Here is a 19,013-nt window from a genome sequence, read left to right as displayed (position 1 = left end):
CCGGCGTCTCGCCGGGGGCGGATCTGTGTGTCGGGCCATCCCGGTGGGTGTGCGCGTGGCGTTGGTCACCTGCCCCGCTCGGTTGCGTGCCTGGGTTCTGTTCCGGTGCTTGTCTCGCGGCTTGGGCGGTGAGGCCTCCTCCGGTGCGAGCGCATCGGGCCTTGCCCCGGAATCTTGGACACGGGCTATGCGGCTTGGGCCAGGGTAGTTGATGTTGTGTCGAGTGCTGTCTCGTAGGCGATGGGACTGCGTTGTCCGAGGCGGGAGTGGCGGCGTCGGGTGTTGTAGCGGTTGAGCCAGCGGAACGCGTCGAGGCGGGCCTCGCGTTCGCTGGGCCAGGTCTTGCGGCCCTGAAGCGTCTCGCGTTTGAACGTCGCGTTGAAGGACTCCGCGAGCGCGTTGTCCGCGCTGGAGCCGATCGCGCTCATGGACTGGCGGACGCCGGCCTTGCGGCAGGCGTCGGCGAAGGCCCGGCTGGTGTACTGGGCCCCGTGGTCGGTGTGCAGGACCGCTCCGGCGAGGCTGCCGCGGGTCCGTTCAGCGGCAGCCAGGGCGTCGATGACGAGATCGGTGCGCATGTGGTCCGCGATCGCCCAGCCGGCCAGGCGCCGTGAGGCGAGGTCGAGGACGGTGGCCAGATACAAAAACTTCCCGCTGTCCAGCGGGAGATAGGTGATGTCGCCGACGTACTTCGTGTTCGGCTCGCTTGCTGTGAAGTCACGGCCGACGAGGTCCGGGGCCTTCGCCGAGGCCGGGTCCGCAACGGTGGTGCGGTGTCTGCGACGCAGCCGCACGCCTGCCAGGCCGATGCTGCGCATCACCCGCGCGACCCGCTTGTGGTCGATTCGCTCGCCCGCCTCGCGGAGTTCGGCGGTGATCCTGAGGACGCCGTAGGTGCCGTCCGACTCGCGGTGCACGGCCCGTATCCGGGCGGCGAGACGGGCGTCGGCCGCCTGCCGGCCGGCCCGGTCCGCGGCCGTCCCACGCCAGTAGTAGAAGCTGGAGCGGGCGATGCCCAGGATGGTGCACAGCCGCTTCACGCCGTAGCGGCGGTGGTGGTCTGCAACGAACTGGAAGCGGTTCACCAGCGCGTCTCCCCAGCGAAATACTTCGCCGCCTTGCGCAGGATCTCGCGTTCCTCCTCCAGCTCACGGACCTTCTTGCGCAGAGCGGCGTTCTCCGCCTCCAACGGTGTCGGCGGCTCGGTCGGCACCTCCGCCCGGCGCCCGCGGGGCCGGCTCGCTCCGGCTGCCCGCACCCAGTTCCGCAAGGTCTCGGGGTTGATTCCAAGATCGGCGGCGACCTGCCGGATCGTCGCCTCGGGCCGCGACTGGTACAGCGCGACCGCGTCCGCCTTGAACTGCGGCGGATAGTTCTTCATGACCACGAGATGTCCGTTCTCAGATCCTCAGGATCCAGTGTCTCGTGTGTCCAGGATCAAGGGTCAAGGCCCATCTTTCGGGCTGCGATCGTCTACCGGTGTTGCGGTGGGTATCTGAGCGGAGTCTGGGGCCACTCCGAAGGTGGTGCCGGGGTGGGGTGTGTCGGCGGGGTGGGGCGGCAGTCTTTTCGTACCGGCGCTGCGCATTGTGGGTCGGCATTTGTCCTGTTGGGCTGGCGCGGGTGAGGCAAGTGCCCGACGTCAAAGGGTCGGCAGGGGCCGTTGCAGCGCCGGGTGTTTGTGCGGGTTTGTGGGTTGGGTGTCGGTGGTTGGGTGCGTTCGGGTGAGGTCGACACTCCGATGCGTGCGAGTCGATCCGTTTGTCTGCTTTCCGGATGGTTCTATATGCCTGTTTTCTTCCCCTTGGTTGGGGTGATGTGACGGTTCATTACTGAGAAGGAGAGCGTGTCGGATGTTTGGATCTCGGGGTGCAGGTGCCTCCGATCGCGCGCGGTCGGGAACGTTGAGTCGGCACTGGAAGGTGGCGGTGCTGGCGGCCGCGGGTTTTGCGACCATCACTGCTACGACGACGTTGGTTGCCGTCACCGACGATGGGAAGGCGCAGGCGAATGCCTCTGCGGTGGCGGACCAGGGCAAGGGCGGGGCTCAACCTGCAGTCGTCAAGAAGGCCACTACTCGTGGTGGAGGCCCCGAGGACGAGGACGGGGACGGGGACTACTGGTCCGAACGTGCCGGAAACCCCGACGGGAACGACCGCGACGACAGCGAAGACAACGACGACTACTCCGGCAACCACGAGGCAGGGACCGGACGGGCTGCTGCGGGCTCCGGTAAGCGCGAGGGCGGCAAGGCGGACGAGGGCCACTCCGATGACCATGGTGGCAAGTCGGACGGAGGTGCCGCGGATGCGCAGAAGCGCTCCGGTGACTCCAGCGGTCACGGCGAGAAGAACGGCCCTGGGAAGGGCGCCCGCGATGGTGGTGGTGACAGTGGCCGTGAGAGCGGTCGTGGGGGTGGTGGTGACGGGCAGGGCGGCCACCGCGAAGGATCCGGCCGCGAGGGCGAGGGTTGGCAGGGGCGGGGCGGTCACGACGACTCCGGCGAGGCCCACGGCAAGGCAAGGTTGGTTGACTGTGACCCCAATGATCTGATCTGGGCGATCACCCAGGCCAATAACGATGGCGGGGGGACGCTGACCCTGGCGGAGAAGTGCACCTACACCCTCACCGTCAACCAGGACGGCAACGGTCTCCCTGAGATCATCCAGCCCATCACCATCGACGGCAACGGTGCCACCATCACCCGCGCGGCCAATGCCGACCAGTTCCGCTTCTTCGAGGTCGGGGTCGGCGGCGACCTCAAGCTCCGTCACCTCACCCTCACCCGCGGCAAGTCCTCCGACGCCTTCGAGGAAGGCGGCGCGATCAACGTCAACGCCGCCGGGCGCCTGGACCTGGACTGTGTCACCCTCCACAACAACACCGTCAACGACATCGGCAACGACGACGGCGGTGCCATCTACAACGAAGGCATCGTCAAGATCAGCAACAGCACCATCAGCAAGAACTCCAGTTACTACGGCGCCATCTACAACTACTACGGCAAGCTGGAGATCGAAACCTCCAAGTTCACCGGCAACCTCTCCAACAGCTACGCCGGCGCCGTGAACAACGAATCCGGCACCACGACCATCCGCAAGAGCCTCTTCAGCTACAACTACGGCTACTACGGCGGTGCCCTCTACAGCGAGGAGGGAACGGTCGACGTGGACAAGAGTGCCTTCCTCTACAACCACAGTGGCTCTGACGGCGGAGCCATCTACAACGACGACCTCGGGATGTACATCCGCAGAAGCACCGTCGCCTACAACACCGCTGAGGGCGATGGCGGCGGCGTCTATCTGTACAACAGGGGGGTGATCGCGGACAGCAAGATCTACAACAATACGGCTGTCGACGGCGACGGAGGCGGTATCTACCTGAACAGCTCCTACGAATGGGCCGTTCAGCGTTCGGTCGTCGCCGGCAACAGCGCTCCTGGTGAAGGCCACAGCGGCGGCGGCATCTACGTTCAGAGCTCGGGCGGAATCCTCCACCTGACCGACAGTAAGATCACCGACAATACGTCGGACGAGGAGGCGGGCGGCGTCGACAACAACGGCACCGTCAACGTCTACGGCAGGGTCAAGATCATCGACAACGTCCCCACCAACTGCGAGGGAAGCACCAACGACGTCCCGAACTGCTTCGGCTGAGCCCGTAGGCCGTTTCACCGAAGGCTCACTGGGCGGGCGCGGCAATCGGCCACCGTAGTCGAAAGTGATGCCTGAGATCCGCCCCTGGCATTTCGCCGGGGGCGGGTCTGCGTGCCCGACCGCCCGGGCGTGCGTGCGTGTGGCGTGTGTTGTTCACCCTCGCGCGGGTGCGTGCCTGGGTTGTGTCCTGGTGCTCATGCCGTGGCTTGTCCGGTGCGGTCTGATCCGGTCCGAGCGTGCCGATCGGGCTGCGGATGCCGGGCCTGCGACTGTCTACCGGCGTCGCAGTGGGCACGTCGCGGGTGTTTGTGCGGGTTTGTGGGTTGGGTGTCGGTGGTTGGGTGCGTTCGGGTGAGGTCGACACTTCGATGTGTGCGAGTTGATCTGCTGTCTGCTTTTCAGATGATTTTATATGTCCGTTTTCTCCCCTTTGGTTGGGGTGAGGTGACGGGCTATCACTGAGAAGGAGAGCGTGTCGGATGTTTGGATCCCGGGGTGCAGGTGCCTCCGATCGCGCGCGGTCGGGAACGTTGAGTCGGCACTGGAAGGTGGCGGTGCTGGCGGCCGCGGGTCTTGCGACCATCACTGCTACGACGACGGCGGTTGCCGTCACCGACGATGGGAAGGCGCAGGCGAATGCCTCTGCGGTGGCGGACCAGGGCAAGGGCGGGGCTCAACCTGTCGTCGCCAAGACGGCCACCACTCGTGGTGGGAGCGCCGAGGACGAGGACGGGGACGGGGACTACTGGTCCGAACGTGCCGGAAACCCCGACGGGAACGATAGCGAAGACACCGACAAGTACTCCGACGGCCATGGTGGCAAGTCGGACGGAGGTGCTGTGGATGCGCAGAAGCGCTCCGGCAACTCCAGCGATCACGGCGAGAAGAACGGCCCCGGGAAAGGCAACCGTGACGATGGCCGCGAGAGCGGTCGTGGGGGTGGTGGTGACGGGCGGGACGGTCATGAGGACTCGGGCGATGCCCATGGTAGGGCGAGGTTGGTCGACTGTGATTCCAACGACCTGATCTCGGCGATCACCCAGGCCAACAGTGACGGCGGGGGGATGCTGACCCTGGCGGAGAAGTGCACCTACACCCTCACTGCGAACCAGGACGGTAACGGTCTTCCCGAGGTCATCCAGCCCATCACCATCGACGGTAATGGTGCGACCATCGCGCGTGCGGCCAATGCCGACCAGTTCCGCTTGTTCGAGGTCGGGGTCGGCGGTGACCTCAAGCTCCGTCACCTCACCCTCAGTCGCGGTAAAGCCGCCGTCAACCAGGACGGCGGTGCCATCAACGTCAACGCGGCCGGGCGCCTGGACCTGGACTGCGTCACCCTCCACAACAACACCGTCGACGACACGGGCAGCGACGACGCCGGTGCTATCTACAACGAAGGGATCACCACGGTCCGCAACAGCACCCTCAGTGGTAACTCCGGCTACTACGGCGGTGCGATCTACAACTACTACGGCAAGTTGGAGGTCGAAACCTCCAAGTTCACCAACAACAAGGCCTACTACGGTGGCGGCGGCATCATGAACGAGTACGGCACCACCACCGTCCGTAAGAGCCTGTTCAGCTACAACTACGGCGATGACTACGGCGGCGCCGTTTACCAGTACCAAGGTCTCACGGACATCGAGAAGAGCGCCTTCAAGTACAACAACAGTGCCGAGTACGGCGGTGCGATCTACCAGGAGAACGATGCTCTCCACGTCCGCAAGAGCACCTTCGCCTACAACACCGGCTACTACACCGGTGGCCTCTACCTCGACGACGACGAGACGGTCATCGAGGACAGCAAGATCTACGGCAACACCTCCCTCATTGACCACGGGGGCGGCATCTACACCAACTACGGCCCCGGTGGCGTCGCCGCCATCCGACGCACCGTGATCAGCGGTAACCAAGCCCCGAGCGACGGCAGCGTGGGTGGTGGCATCTACAACGGCAGCGCTTCCGAGATGAGGCTGACCGACGTCAAGGTTACCGACAACACCTCCGATGAGGAGCCCGGTGGCGTCGACAACAACGGCACCGTCAACGTCTACGGCAGGGTCAAGATCATCGACAATGTTCCGACCAACTGTGAGGGGAGTACCAACGCCGTCCCGAACTGCTTCGGCTGACACCCCCTACCGAAGGCGTACCGGACGAGCCCGCGAATCAGTCAGAGAAGTCGACGATGCTGCGTGAGATCCGCCCCCGGCATTCCGCCAGGGGCGGGTTCGTGTGCTCGACCGCCCCGGCGGGCGTACGTGTGGCGTGCGTTGCTCGCCCCCGCGCGGGTGCGTGCCTGTTCGTCTTGCGGCTTGTCCGGTGCGGTCTCATCCAGCCCGAGTGCACCCATCGGGCTGCGATCGTCTACCGGTGTTGCGGTGGGTATCTGAGCGGGCTCTGGGGCTACTCCGAAGGTGGTGTCGGGGTGGGGCGTGTCGGCGGGGTGGGGCGGCAGTCTTTTCGTACCGGCGCTGCGCACTGTGGGTCGGCATCGTGTCCTGTTGAGCTGGCTGCGGGGATGCAACGGCCCGACCGTCAAACGGTCAGCAAGGGCGGTTGCAGTCGTGAGTGCTTGTGCGGGTTTGTGTGTTGGGTGTCGGTGGTTGGGGGTGTTCGGGGGGTCGACACTCCGACATGTGCGAGATGATCTATTTGTCTGCTTTCCGTATGGTTCGATATATCTGTTTTCTTCCCCTTGGTTGGGGTGATGTGACGGTTCATCACAGAGAAGGAGAGCGTGTCGGATGTTTGGATCTCGGGGTGCAGGTGCCTCCGATCGCACGCGGTCGGGAACGTTGAGTCGGCACTGGAAGGTGGCGGTGCTGGCGGCCGCGGGTTTTGCGACCATCACTGCTACGACGACGTTGGTTGCCGTCACTGATGATGGGAAGGCGCAGGCGAATGCCTCTGCGGTGGCGGACCAGGGCAAGGATGGGGCCCAACCTGCAGTCGTCAAGAAGGCCACCACTCGTGGTGGAGGCCCCGAGGATTCGGAGGATGAGGACGGGGACTACTGGTCCGAACGTGCCGGAAACCCCGACAGCGACGACAGTGACGACTACTCCGACGGCCACGAGGCGGGGAACGGAGGGGGCGCTGCGGACTCCGGCAAGCGTGACGGTGGCAAGTCGGACGAGGGTCACTCCGATGGCCATGGTGGCAAGTCGGACGGAGGTGCTGCGGATGCGCAGAAGCGCTCCGGCAACTCCAGCGGTCACGACGAGCAGAACGGTCCCGGGAAAGGCGCCCGTGATGGTGGCGGTGACAGCGGTCGTGAGGGCGGTCGTGGGGGTGGTGGTGACGGGCAGGGTGGTCACCGTGAAGGATCCGGCCGCGGGGGCGAGGGCTGGGAGGGGCGGGACGGTCATGACAACTCGGGCGACGGCCACGGTAGGGCGAGGTTGGTTGACTGTGACCCCAACGACCTGATCTCGGCGATCACCCAGGCCAACAGTGACGGCGGAGGAACACTCACCCTCGCGGAGAAGTGCACCTACACCCTCACCGCGAACCAGGACGGCAACGGTCTTCCCGAGATCATCCAGCCCATCACCATCGACGGCAACGGTGCCACCATCGCCCGTGCGGCCAACGCCGACCAGTTCCGCTTCTTCGAGGTCGGGGTCGGCGGCGACCTCAAGCTCCGTCACCTCACCCTCACCCGCGGCAAAGCCGCCTCGGGCGACGACGGCGGTGCCATCCATGTCACCCCCGCCGGGCGCCTGGACCTGGACTGCGTCACCCTCCACAACAACACCGTCAACAACACGAACACCGACCACGCCGGCGCCATCTACAACCAAGGCGTCACCACGGTCCGCAACAGCACCCTCAGTGGCAACTCCGGCAACAACGGCGGTGCGATCTACAACTACTACGGCAAGTTGGAGGTCGAAACCTCCAAGTTCACCAACAACAAGGCCTACTACGGTGGCGGCGGCATCATGAACGAGTACGGCACCACCACCGTCCGTAAGAGCCTGTTCAGCTACAACTACGGCGATGACTACGGCGGCGCCGTCTACCAGTACCAAGGTCTCACGGACATCGAGAAGAGCGCCTTCAAGTACAACAACAGTGCCGAGTACGGCGGCGCGATCTACCAGGAGAACGATGCTCTCCACGTCCGCAAGAGCACCTTCGCCTACAACACCGGCTACTACGGTGGAGCCTTGTACCTCGACGACGATGAGGTGGTCATCGAGGACAGCAAGATCTACGGCAACACCTCCCTCGGCGACGACGGCGGCGGCATCAACAACGACGACGCCGACACCCACATCCGCCGCACGGTGATCAGCGGCAACCAGGCCCCCGGCAACGGCTACGCCGGTGGCGGGCTCTACGTCGACTTCAGCGACGAAGTCACCCTCACCGACGTGAAGATCACCGACAACACCTCGGACGAGGAGGCGGGCGGTGTGCAGAACGACGGCACCGTCACCACCTACGGAAAGATCAAGATCATCGACAACGTCCCCACCAACTGCGAGGGAAGCACCAACTCCGTCCCGAACTGCTTCGGCTGAGCCCGTAGGCCGTTTCACCGAAGGCTCACTGGGCGGGCGCGGGAAATCGGCCACGGTAGTCGAAAGTGATGTCTGAGATCCGCCCCCGGCGTTCCGCCGGGGGCGGGTTCTTGTGCCCGGCGGTCCCGGCGGGTCTGCGTGGTGTGCGTTGTTCGCCCTCGCGTGGGCGTGTGCCTGGGTTCTGTTCCGGTGCTCGTCTTGTGGCTTGTTCAGTGCGGCCTCATCCAGCCCGAGTGTGCCGTCGGGCTGCGGGTGTGTCGGCTGCGACTGTCTACCGGCGTTGTGGTGGCCATGTCGCGGGTGCCTGTGCGGGTTTGTGTGTTGGGTGTCGGTGGTTGGGTGCGTTCGGGTGGGGTCGACACTCCGATGTGTGCGAGGTGATCTGTTTGTCTGCTTTCCGTATGGTTCGATATGTCTGTTTTCTCCCCTTGGTTGGGGTGATGTGACGGTTCATCACAGAGAAGGAGAGCGTGTCGGATGTTTGGATCTCGGGGTGCAGGTGCCTCCGATCGCGCGCGGTCGGGAACGTTGAGTCGGCACTGGAAGGTGGCGGTGCTGGCGGCCGCGGGTTTTGCGACCATCACTGCTACGACGACGTTGGTTGCCGTCACTGATGATGGGAAGGCGCAGGCGAATGCCTCTGCGGTGGCGGACCAGGGCAAGGATGGGGCCCAACCCGCAGTCGCCAAGACGGCCACCACTCGTGGTGGAGGCCCCGAGGATTCGGAGGATGAGGACGGGGACTACTGGTCTGAACGTGCCGGAAACCCCGACAGCGACGACAGTGACGACTACTCCGACGGCCACGAGGCGGGGAACGGAGGGGGCGCTGCGGACTCCGGCAAGCGTGACGGTGGCAAGTCGGACGGAGGTGCTGCGGATGCGCAGAAGCGCTCCGGCAACTCCAGCGGTCACGACGAGCAGAACGGCCCTGGGAAAGGCGCCCGTGATGGTGGCGGTGACAGTGGCCGTGGGAGCGGTCGTGGTGGTGACGGGCAGGGTGGCCATCGCGAAGGATCCGGCCGCGGGGGCGAGGGCTGGGAGGGGCGGGACGGTCATGACAACTCGGGCGACGGCCATGGTAGGGCGAGGTTGGTCGACTGTGACCCCAACGACCTGATCTCGGCGATCACCCAGGCCAACAGTGACGGCGGAGGAACACTCACCCTCGCGGAGAAGTGCACCTACACCCTCACCGCGAACCAGGACGGCAACGGTCTTCCCGAGATCATCCAGCCCATCACCATCGACGGCAACGGTGCCACCATCGCCCGTGCGGCCAATGCCGACCAGTTCCGCTTGTTCGAGGTCGGGGTCGGCGGTGACCTCAAGCTTCGCCACCTCACCCTCACCCGCGGCAAAGCCGTCGTCAACGAGGACGGGGGTGCCATCCATGTCACCCCCGCCGGACGCCTGGACCTGGACTGCGTCACCCTCCACAACAACACCGTCAACAACACGGATAGCGACAGTGCCGGTGCTATCTACAACGAAGGGATCACCACCGTCCGCAACAGCACCCTCAGTGGTAACTCCGGCTACTACGGCGGTGCGATCTACAACTACTACGGCAAGTTGGAGGTCGAAACCTCCAAGTTCACCAACAACAAGGCCTACTACGGTGGCGGCGGCATCATGAACGAGTACGGCACCAGCACCGTCCGCAAGAGCCTGTTCAGCTACAACTACGGCGATGACTACGGCGGCGCCGTCTATCAGTACGACGGTCTCACGGACATCGAGAAGAGCGCCTTCAAGTACAACTACAGCGCCGGGTACGGCGGCGCCGTCTACCACGAGAACGAATCTGTCCAGGTCCGCAAGAGTACCTTCGCCTACAACACCGGCTACTACGGCGGCGCCTTCTACCTGGATGGCGATGAGGCGGTCATCGAGGACAGCAAGATCTACGGCAACACCTCCCTCAGCGACGACGGCGGCGGCATCAACAACGACGACGCCGAGGCCCATATCCGCCGCACGGTGATCAGCGGCAACCAGGCCCCCGGCAACGGCTACAGTGGCGGCGGCATCGAAATCGACTCCGACGCCGAGGTCACCCTCACCGACGTGAAGATCACCGACAACACCTCGGACGAGGAGGCGGGCGGTGTGCAGAACGACGGCACCGTCACCACCTACGGAAAGATCAAGATCATCGACAACGTCCCCACCAACTGCCAGGGAAGCACCAACTCCGTCCCGAACTGCTTCGGCTGACACCCCCTACCGAAGGCGCACTCGACGAGCACGCGAATCAGTCAGAGGCGTCGACGGTGATGCCTGAGATCCGCCCCCGGCGTTCCGCCGGGGGCGGGTTCTTGTGCCCGGCGGTCCCGGCGGGTCTGCGTGGTGTGCGTTGTTCGCCCTCGCGTGGGCGTGTGCCTGGGTTCTGTTCCGGTGCTCGTCTTGCGGCTTGTCGGGTAGGCCTCATCCGGTCCGAGTGTGCCCGTCGGGCTGCGGGTGTGTCGGCTGCGACTGTCTATCGGCGTTGTGGTGGGCATGTCGCGGGTGCTTGTGCGGGGTTTGTGGGTTGGGTGTCGGTGGTTGGGGGTGTTCGGGTGGGATCGACACGTCGATGTGTGCGAGGCGATCTGTTTGTCTGCTTTCCGTATGGTTCGATATGTCTGTTTTCCCCCCTTAGTTGGGGTGATGTGACGGTTCATCACAGAGAAGGAGAGCGTGTCGGATGTTTGGATCCCGGGGTTCAGGTGCCTCCGATCGCACGCGGTCGGGAACGTTGAGTCGGCACTGGAAGGTGGCGGTGCTGGCGGCCGCGGGTTTTGCGACCATCACTGCTACGACGACGTTGGTTGCCGTCACCGACGATGGGAAGGCACAGGCGAATGCGTCCGCGGTGGCGGACCAGGGCAAGGGCGGGGCCCAACCCGCAGTCGTCAAGAAGGCCACCACTCGTGGTGGAAGCGCCGAGGATTCTGAGGATGAGGACGGGGACTACTGGTCCGAACGTGCCGGAAACCCCGACGGGAACGGCAGCGACGACAGTGACGACTACTCCGACGGCCACGAGGCGGGGAACGGAGGGGGCGCCGCGGACGCCGGTAAACGCGAGGGTGGCAAGTCGGACGGAGGTGCTGCGGATGCGCAGAAGCGCTCCGACAACTCCAGCGATCACGACGAGCAGAACGGTCCCGGGAAAAGCACCCGCGATGGTGACGGTGGCAGCGGTCGTGAGAGCGGTCGTGGGGGTGGTGGTGACGGGCAGGGTGGTCACCGTGAAGGATCCGGCCGCGGGGGCGAGGGCTGGGAGGGGCGGGATGGTCATGACGACTCGGGCGGAGCTCACGGTAGGGCGAGGTTGGTCGACTGTGACCCCAACGATCTGATCTCGGCGATCACCCAGGCCAACAGTGATGGCGGGGGAACACTGACCCTGGCGGAGAAGTGCACCTACACCCTCACCGCAAACCAGGACGGTAACGGTCTCCCTGAGATCATCCAGCCCATCACCATCGAGGGCAATGGTGCCACCATCGCCCGCGCGGCCAATGCCGACCAGTTCCGCATCTTCCAAGTTGGGGCCGGCGGTGACCTCAAGCTCCGTCACCTCACCCTCACCCGCGGCAAAGCCGCCGCCAACGAGGACGGGGGAGCCATCAACGTCACCCCCGCCGGACGCCTCGACCTCGACTGCGTCACCCTCCACAACAACACCGTCGACAACACGGGCAGCGACGACGCCGGCGCCATCTACAACGAAGGCATCACCAACGTCCGCAACAGCACCCTCAGCGGCAACTCCGGCTACTACGGCGGCGCCATCTACAACTACTACGGCAAGCTGGAGGTCGAAACCTCCAAGTTCACCAACAACAAGGCCTACTACTACGGCGGCGGCATCACGAACGAGTACGGCACCACCACCGTCCGCAAGAGCCTCTTCAGCTACAACTACGCCGAGGACTACGGCGGCGCCGTCTACCAGTACCAAGGTCTCACGGACATCGAGAAGAGCGCCTTCAAGTACAACAACAGCGCCGAGTACGGCGGCGCCATCTACCAGGACGACGGTTCACTGCACGTCCGCAAGAGTACGGTCGCCTACAACACCGGCTACTACACCGGTGGCCTCTACCTCGACGACGACGAGACGGTCATCGAGGACAGCAAGATCTACGGCAACACATCCCTCGCTGACGACGGCGGCGGCATCTACACCAACTACGCCCAGGGTGGCGTCGCCGCCATCCGCCGCACGGTGATCAGCGGCAACCAGGCCCCCGGCAACGGCTACAGTGGCGGCGGCATCTACAACGGCGGCAATTCCGAGATGAGGCTGACCGACGTCAAGGTCACCGACAACACCTCCGACGAGGAGCCGGGCGGCATCGACAACGACGGCACCATCACCACCTACGGCAAGATCAAGATCATCGACAACGTCCCCACCAACTGCCAGGGAAGCACCAACGCCGTCCCGAACTGCTTCGGCTGACACCCACACCGAAGAGAAGCGCCGGGCGAGCCCGTCGACCATCCACACCACACCGCAACACACGGCGAACCCGCACAGCCCCGCCCCTGGCACACCGCCGGGGGCGGGGCGCGCTACCCTTCGCGCGGGCCGTGGAGCTCCGAGCCGGCCCGGGTCCGGAGTTCGTCACCCGACGCGTTCGCTCGGACGGCCGCTGGCTGCCGGGACGGTGGCCAGCGAGGGCCGCGGGTCCTGCCGGCCCGAGCGGCACGCCCCGGCAACCATCGGAGGGCACCCGCACCGCCCACCGTCCGATGGGTCTGGCTCGACGTTCTGGACGATGGTTCGCAGTTTCCCTGCCGCACCGCAGGACGCCCGCCGTCGTGGACCTCTGGCTCCTATGGCCACCACCTGCGGACGAGCCAGCCCCTTCGCGCGTGCGCGAACTGCCGTCAGCCGAGCCGCGAGCTCCGCGTGCGGCTCGCTCGCGTGCCGTTCCCCACCCAGCAACCAGCCCATGCGCAGCAGGCAGCCCAGCACGTCATCCCAGGGGCCGCGGTTCCGGAATGAGCACCCGTGCCCCGCCTTCAGGACGCGCTGAGCCGGGACACCGCCCACCGCCGTGTACGGACGGCGCAAGGTCCTGGGTGAGGATGACATCGGGAGCCAGCGCGGCGAGTACGTCGGTGTCGGCACGTGGAGCGACGAGCGCGAGTGCCTCGAGCCGCCCAGCCCTTGCCCGTCGGCTCGTGTACGCCGACGGGCTGGACCTCGACAGTGCGTCCGTCGCCACTTCGATCTGCCCCGGGCTGCTGCGTCTGCGAACGGCTCGGCTGCCCGCAGCGCGCAGCACTGCCGCGCGGAGGCCCTCGGCGGATCGACCGGATCAGCAGCGACGCGTCAGGCGGAAGGGAGGCCGTGCTGTCTGTGCCCGCTCGCTGCCGAGGGCGTCGTGAGGTCAGGGTGTTGCCGCGTACGGGAGGGTTCGTGGACCGGATGACGACCTGGCGGCGACCTTCCCGATCTCGCGCGCGAGGCCCGGTTCTGTCCCTCCCGTCACTCCTATGGCGGACTGAACAGGCCGCCGTGGTGACGAAGTGGTCCGATGGACATCGTCGTCGTCGTCGATCCCGGAAGCTGGCCACCATGTACGAGATGTGGATGGGGAAGGCCGAGGCGGACGGGCACCTGGTGTGGCACGTCGTGGATCCAGGCGCACCCGTCGCCCTGTGTGGGCAGGCGAGGAATTCCTCTGCCGATACGGCAAAGCTGCACACGGACCGGCACTGCGTGCCGTGTATGGTGGCTTTCCAGGCCATCATGAACGGGTGACCGTCCACCAGCCTGTAGCTGCGTCCACATCCCCGCAAAGCGACCGGACCAGCCGCAGCGACGGGGCGCGAGATCGTGGAAGCCCCCGATGTCCGTCTGGCCAGCACGAACCGCTCGCCCGCGTTCTCCGCGTGCGGAACGCGTCCCCCGGTCCTCCTGCGCGAAGGCGTCGCGCGGCCCGACACGACAGACGCCTCTGGTACTCCCGTCGGCGATCGTGACCGGGCACGCTCGAGTCCGGTGCGCTGTGATGTTCTACGCTGACCTGCATGATTGCCAAGCTGCAGTGTGTCGTGTTGGACTGCGCCGATGTCGTCGAGCTGTCCCTGTTCTACCAGTCGCTTCTCGGCGGCGTGGTGAACCGGCCGGATCCGCGGTGGTCGCTCGGCGACGGCTGGGCGACGCTCCACGCCGACAGTGGGTTCGTGCTGGCCTTCCAGCGGGTGGAAGACCATCGGCCGCCGCGGTGGCCGGATCCCGCCCGGCCCCAGCAATTCCACCTCGACCTGGGGGTCGAGGACCTGGACCAAGCCCAGGTAGAAGTCCTCGAACGGGGCGGCGTGCTCCTCGATGCGGGTGACGGAAAGCGGAGTTGGCGCGTCTTTGCAGATCCGGCAGGTCACCCCTTCTGCCTCGTGCGGGACTGACAGGAGGCGCTGCACGGGTCGTGCCGCTGATCACCGTGAGCGGTGTGGGACGTACGGGGGACGGTGACCGCGGGGACGGGGTGCACGCCGGGCCGTGCGGCACGGGAAGGCCCGCCCCAAGGGTGGGTGGTCGCGCGGAGGGGTACGGCAACACGCCCTCGGTGAGCCGGGGGCGTTGTACGTCACGGAAGGCTGCGGCAGCGGTTAGCTCCCGGTGGCCGACTTCCCATCCTCGATGGAGGAAGCGAGGTTCTCGTTGATGTCGTTCCAGTCCGGTTCGAAGACGTGCACGCCGCCCATCAGCTGGTCGTGCGTGACGTACAGGATCGACACGTCGGGCATGCGCGGTGGTTTTGCCGGATCCTGACGGCCACAGCAGCGCCATCACCTCTCCCGGCTCGACGATGAGGTCGAGGGAGGGAGTCGAGGACGACGTCGGAGTCGTGGGCGACCGTGACGGCGGCGAAGCGGATCCCCGTCTCAGCGTCCCTCGTGGAACAACAGGGCGGGCAGTGCGGCGACCGAGTCGAGGACGTGCGTTGCGCCTGCCTCCCGGAATTCCGGGTCCCCGTGCGCGCCGGTGCGGACGCCGGCCACCACCCGCGCACCGGCCCGTCGGCCGCTCAGCACGTCGTAGGAGGTGTCGCCGACGACCGCGACCTGGCGTACGTCGTCGGCCGCCCTGGTTCGGAGGAAGGCCTCGAGGACCATGTCCGGGTAGGGCCGTCCACGGCCGCCGGCGTCCGCAGGGCACAGGGTCAGCGGAACGAGGTCCCGCCAGCCGAGCGCGTCGAGGATCGCTTCCTGGGTGGTGCGGGCGAAGCCGGTGGTCAGGACGACGGTGCGGCCGTCGGCGCCGAGCTCTTCGATCGCCCCGCGCGCGCCGGGGACCGAGGTGATCCGGCCGCCGTCGACGAGTTCGCCGTACGCGGTCTCGAAGGCGGTGTTGGCTCGCCGGGCGAGTGCCTCGGCGCCGAACAGGTGCCGGAAGACGGAGATCTTGGACTCGCCCATCGTGGACCGGACGTAGGCGAGCTTCTCCGCGTGGTCGGCCGAGCCGGGCACCACGCCCATCTCCCCTGCCGCGACCTCGAAGGCCCGTTCGACCAGCCCGCCGTCGGCGACGGTGGTGCCGGCCATATCCAGGACGACGAGCCGGATGTCGGTGTTTCGTGTGGTCAACTCGTTCACCAGCCCAGTTCGTTCGCGGTCGTCTCGGCTATCGCGGGGGCGCAGGTCATGCCGCGCCCACCGGGCCCGGTGACCAGCCACACCCCCTCGCGGACCTGTTGTCGGTGCACCACCCGGCCGGGCTCGGTGCACTGTGCGTACACCCCGGCCCATCGGCGCCGGATTCTCGGCAGCGGGCGTCCGAGCAGGGACTCCACGACCCGGGAGAGGTGCTCGTAGGGCTCCTCGACGGTGTCGAAGGCGAAGGGGTGCTCGTACTCGTGGGTGTCACCGATCGTCAGGCCGCCGTCGGCGCGCTGCACCATGAGCAGTTGCATGCGGTGCGCGGCCGCGGTCTCCGGCTGTGGCTGCCGGGCGGCGAGCTCGTCCAGCGCCCCCGAGGCGTACGCGGGGTAGTAGCGGAAGCTGTCCGCGTCGGCGACCGAGGTGGTGAGCGGTTCGCCGAGCGGGTCGGTCTGCATCATCTGCAGCCGCACCCGGCGCACGGGCAGCTCGCCGCCGGCGAGCTCCCGCACCAGCCCGCCGAGCCAGGCGCCCGTGCACAGCACGACGGCGTCGCCGCGGTGCACGTCTCCGTGGTCGTCGCGGACGGTGCCCCCGCCGATCACCTCGCGGACCTCGCGGCCCGGCAGAAAGGTGTAGTGCGGCGACTTGAGGAGTTCGGTGCGGAGGGCGAACTGGGCGGTGCGCGGTTCGACGGCGGCGTCACGCTCGCAGTAGAGGGCTGCGTCGAAGGTGCCGCGGAGCGCGGGGTTGAGGGCTCGTGCCTCGGTGGCGGTGAGCAGCCTGCGGCCCCGGGCGGAGGCGTCCTCGCGTGCTATCGCCGCCTCGGCGACGGCGAGTTCGAGTTCACCGCGGACCGGGGTGAGGGAGCCGTTGGCACGGAAGCCCAGCGCGGGCACCCGGCCACCGATCTCCTCCCACAACTCCCTTGCCCGCAGGGCGGTGTCGAGCTCCTCACCGCCTGCCCGCCCGCTGACCCAGATCTGCCCGAAGTTGCGCAGCGAGGCACCGCGAGCCTCGGTCTCGCGCTCGATCTGCACGACCTCGTGGCCGCGTTCCACTGCGTGCCAGGCGTGCATGGTTCCGATGACGCCTGCTCCGACGATGGTCACTCTCACGCTCCACACGCTCCTCGGTGCTCGGTAACCGGAGGGGGTCGGATGACAACGAGAGTGTGAACGGACCATCACGTTTGGGCTGGACCTGTTATCGTTTCGTGATGTCCGCTGTTCATGGGAGGCGGCGGACCTCAGCCACGCAGATGCACGGTGAACGCATACCGGTCTCCTCGGTAGAGGCTCCGAACCCGCTCCAGCGGACGCCCCTCGATGTCCCTCGACACCCGGTGGACGAGCAGCATCGGAAGCGCCGGCGGGGTCCCGATGAGCAGCGCCTCGCGAGGGGTGGCGAGCACGGTTTCGATGCGCTCGTCGGCGTCGCCGAAGCTGATGCCCTGAGCCTGCAGGTAGGCGTAGAAGGAAGAGTCCGGGGCGAACGCGGTGTCCAGTCGCGGCACCCGGGCCACGGCGACGTAGGTGCTCTCCAGGCCGACCCGCTCGTCGTCGGCGAGCAGTACGCGCTCCAGGTGCCAGACCGGTTCGCCGACGGTGAGGCCGGTCTCGGCGGCGAGGGCGGCGGGGCAGGGGAAGCGGTCGAGGGAGACGAGCGTACGGCCGGGGGCTCGTCCCTGCCGCCGTACGCCCTCGGTGTAGCTGGCGAGGGACAGCGGCTGCTCGAGCTTGGGCTCCGCGACGACGGTGCCCCGACCCTGCCTTCTGAGCCGTCCCTCCAGTACGAGTTCCCGTACGGCCTGGCGCACGGTCTCGCGGGCGACGTCGTACCGCTCGGCCAGGTCGCGCTCGGTGGGGATGGCGCTGCCGTGGCCCAGCTCCTCCATCAGTGCGGCGATCCGTGCCTTGACCGCGTAGTACTTCGGGATGCGCCCGTGCTCGGGAATGCCGGAGCGGACGGGTGCACCGGGTGCTTGGTCGTTCGGGTAGTCCACATGGGGATCGTCGCAGACGTGGTGATCGGCTCGGGTCGTGGAACCGGTCCAGGGCCTCGGTGACGAGCCGGGTCCACTCGCCCCGGGTTCCCCGGCGGCCTGCGGAGCGCGGATCGGGGACGTACTTCCCCGGAGAACCGTTCGGTGTCGACACGACTGCGTTGCGGTGTGCCGGTGCGTCGGCCGACGGCGTACCGGGTCGGCGGCCGTCCGGCATGCGGGGCGACGCTCTAGGCGAACGGCCCCTCGGCCACGAAGCGCTGGAGGTGGCGCGCGAAGGTCGCTGCTTCGTCGGCCGGCCAGCTGGCGAGACTGGTCTCGATGTGGGCGGAGAGGCGTTTGCGCAGGATTCCCACCGTCCGTCGGCCGTCGTCCGTGAGGGCGAGCAGCGTCGCGCGCCGATCCAAGGGGTCCGGCTCGCGCCGAACCAGCCCGGCCTCCTCCAGCCGTGAGGCGCGGCGAGTGACACCGGAGCGGTCGAGTCCCACGTCGAGGGCGAGGCCGGCGGCACTGCAGGGCCCGCTCCTGGCCAGTCCGCTGAGGACCGGATAGGTCAGCTCGTCCACCGCTTCGCCGAGACCGGTCGTCAGCGCGCGGTACAGCTTCAGGCGGGTGCTGCGCTTGAGGAGCACGGCCAGGGCGTCGGCGATCTCGTTTCCCACGTCGTTCGTCATCTCCCCAGACTAGCGTGCGCCGCGCACGCATATGCGCTACAGTTCGGAAGAAGCGTGCGAAGCGCACGCATTTTGCGAGAGTGGAAAGGACCGCACCATGAACCGCACGGACATCGCCACCGCCCTGAAGGACCTCGTCTTCAATCCCGCACTCGACCTCCACGAGGCGGCCGACCGGCACTTCGCCCCCGACTACCGTCAGCGGACGAACGGCGAGTGGGACGACCGCGACGGTTTCCTCGAGCACATCGCCCACCTCCGCACGGTCATCGCGGAAGGCACCGTCGAGGTGCACGACGAGTTGTACGACGGGCTCCGCTATGCCGACCGCCACACCGTCCGCGTCACGAAGAAGGACGGATCCACCGTGCGCATGGAGGTGTACGTGTTCGCCGAGTTGGCGACCGACGGCCGCTTCCGACGTCTGGAGGAGGTCACCCTCATGCTCGAAGGGTCCGACGCGGACCGGGGCTTGGGCCGTGCACGTTGACGGGCCGGGGAGCGCGGCACGCCGCGCCCGTTGCTGGTGCCGCAC

At 66.8% G+C, this 19,013-nt stretch carries 14 protein-coding genes; 8 read left to right on the top strand and 6 right to left on the bottom strand.

Going from position 1 to position 19,013, the window contains the following annotated elements:
- Nucleotides 1–185: 185 nt before the first annotated feature.
- Nucleotides 186–1,387, bottom strand: a protein-coding gene (locus tag ACFXOM_RS25405; protein ID WP_385039441.1) for an IS3 family transposase whose coding sequence is annotated in 2 segments (ribosomal slippage) — nt 186–1,096 and nt 1,096–1,387 — 1,203 coding nt in all. Because the reading frame shifts where the segments join, the coding sequence is not laid out codon by codon here.
- 517 nt (nt 1,388–1,904) lie between these two features.
- Between ACFXOM_RS25405 and ACFXOM_RS25400 the strand changes: the two genes are divergently transcribed.
- The 7 genes from ACFXOM_RS25400 to ACFXOM_RS25370 all read left to right on the top strand — a co-directional run bounded on the left by ACFXOM_RS25400 (nt 1,905) and on the right by ACFXOM_RS25370 (nt 14,605).
- Complete coding sequence (locus ACFXOM_RS25400) at nt 1,905–3,656, top strand: right-handed parallel beta-helix repeat-containing protein (protein ID WP_385039438.1); 1,752 nt, start codon at nt 1,905–1,907, stop codon at nt 3,654–3,656.
- A gap of 530 nt (nt 3,657–4,186) precedes the next feature.
- Complete coding sequence (locus ACFXOM_RS25395; RefSeq protein WP_385039435.1) at nt 4,187–5,791, top strand: hypothetical protein; 1,605 nt, start codon at nt 4,187–4,189, stop codon at nt 5,789–5,791.
- A 666-nt stretch (nt 5,792–6,457) separates the two neighbouring features.
- Nucleotides 6,458–8,191 carry a hypothetical protein gene (locus ACFXOM_RS25390; RefSeq protein WP_385039432.1) on the top strand — a complete coding sequence of 578 codons (1,734 nt, stop codon included), beginning with the start codon at nt 6,458–6,460 and terminating at the stop codon, nt 8,189–8,191.
- A 528-nt stretch (nt 8,192–8,719) separates the two neighbouring features.
- The gene (locus ACFXOM_RS25385; RefSeq protein ID WP_385039428.1) at nt 8,720–10,411 is read left to right on the top strand and encodes a right-handed parallel beta-helix repeat-containing protein; all 1,692 of its coding nucleotides are present in this window, start codon (nt 8,720–8,722) and stop codon (nt 10,409–10,411) included.
- Between the two features lie 520 nt (nt 10,412–10,931).
- Nucleotides 10,932–12,647 carry a hypothetical protein gene (locus tag ACFXOM_RS25380; RefSeq protein WP_384942709.1) on the top strand — a complete coding sequence of 572 codons (1,716 nt, stop codon included), beginning with the start codon at nt 10,932–10,934 and terminating at the stop codon, nt 12,645–12,647.
- A 1,125-nt stretch (nt 12,648–13,772) separates the two neighbouring features.
- Nucleotides 13,773–13,958, top strand: coding sequence for a hypothetical protein (locus ACFXOM_RS25375; RefSeq protein ID WP_384942748.1), 186 nt, complete (start codon nt 13,773–13,775; stop codon nt 13,956–13,958).
- Nucleotides 13,959–14,227: 269 nt separating this feature from the next.
- Nucleotides 14,228–14,605, top strand: coding sequence for a VOC family protein (locus tag ACFXOM_RS25370; protein WP_384942711.1), 378 nt, complete (start codon nt 14,228–14,230; stop codon nt 14,603–14,605).
- A 204-nt stretch (nt 14,606–14,809) separates the two neighbouring features.
- On the opposite strand, the gene ACFXOM_RS25365 is transcribed toward ACFXOM_RS25370, so the two are convergent.
- The 5 genes from ACFXOM_RS25365 to ACFXOM_RS25345 form a co-directional block, all read right to left on the bottom strand.
- Nucleotides 14,810–14,947, bottom strand: coding sequence for a hypothetical protein (locus ACFXOM_RS25365; protein ID WP_384942713.1), 138 nt, complete (start codon nt 14,945–14,947; stop codon nt 14,810–14,812).
- A gap of 138 nt (nt 14,948–15,085) precedes the next feature.
- A complete protein-coding gene (locus ACFXOM_RS25360) occupies nt 15,086–15,787 on the bottom strand; it encodes an HAD family hydrolase (protein ID WP_384942714.1) in 702 nt (233 codons plus the stop codon).
- Between the two features lie 5 nt (nt 15,788–15,792).
- Nucleotides 15,793–16,917, bottom strand: a complete 1,125-nt coding sequence (locus tag ACFXOM_RS25355) for a TIGR03364 family FAD-dependent oxidoreductase (protein ID WP_384942716.1) — start codon at nt 16,915–16,917, stop codon at nt 15,793–15,795.
- A 131-nt stretch (nt 16,918–17,048) separates the two neighbouring features.
- The gene (locus ACFXOM_RS25350) at nt 17,049–17,804 is read right to left on the bottom strand and encodes a GntR family transcriptional regulator (RefSeq protein ID WP_384942718.1); all 756 of its coding nucleotides are present in this window, start codon (nt 17,802–17,804) and stop codon (nt 17,049–17,051) included.
- Between the two features lie 230 nt (nt 17,805–18,034).
- A complete protein-coding gene (locus ACFXOM_RS25345; RefSeq protein WP_384942720.1) occupies nt 18,035–18,478 on the bottom strand; it encodes a MarR family winged helix-turn-helix transcriptional regulator in 444 nt (147 codons plus the stop codon).
- Nucleotides 18,479–18,575: 97 nt separating this feature from the next.
- Here ACFXOM_RS25345 and ACFXOM_RS25340 point away from each other — a divergent pair, with 97 nt between their 5' ends.
- Complete coding sequence (locus ACFXOM_RS25340) at nt 18,576–18,968, top strand: nuclear transport factor 2 family protein (protein ID WP_384942722.1); 393 nt, start codon at nt 18,576–18,578, stop codon at nt 18,966–18,968.
- Nucleotides 18,969–19,013: the final 45 nt, after the last annotated feature.

The sequence above is a fragment of the Streptomyces sp. NPDC059169 genome (assembly GCF_042755225.1).
Lineage (GTDB): Bacteria > Actinomycetota > Actinomycetes > Streptomycetales > Streptomycetaceae > Streptomyces.
Note: the sequence above shows the minus strand (reverse complement) of the source record. Positions and strands in the feature narration are given on the sequence as shown.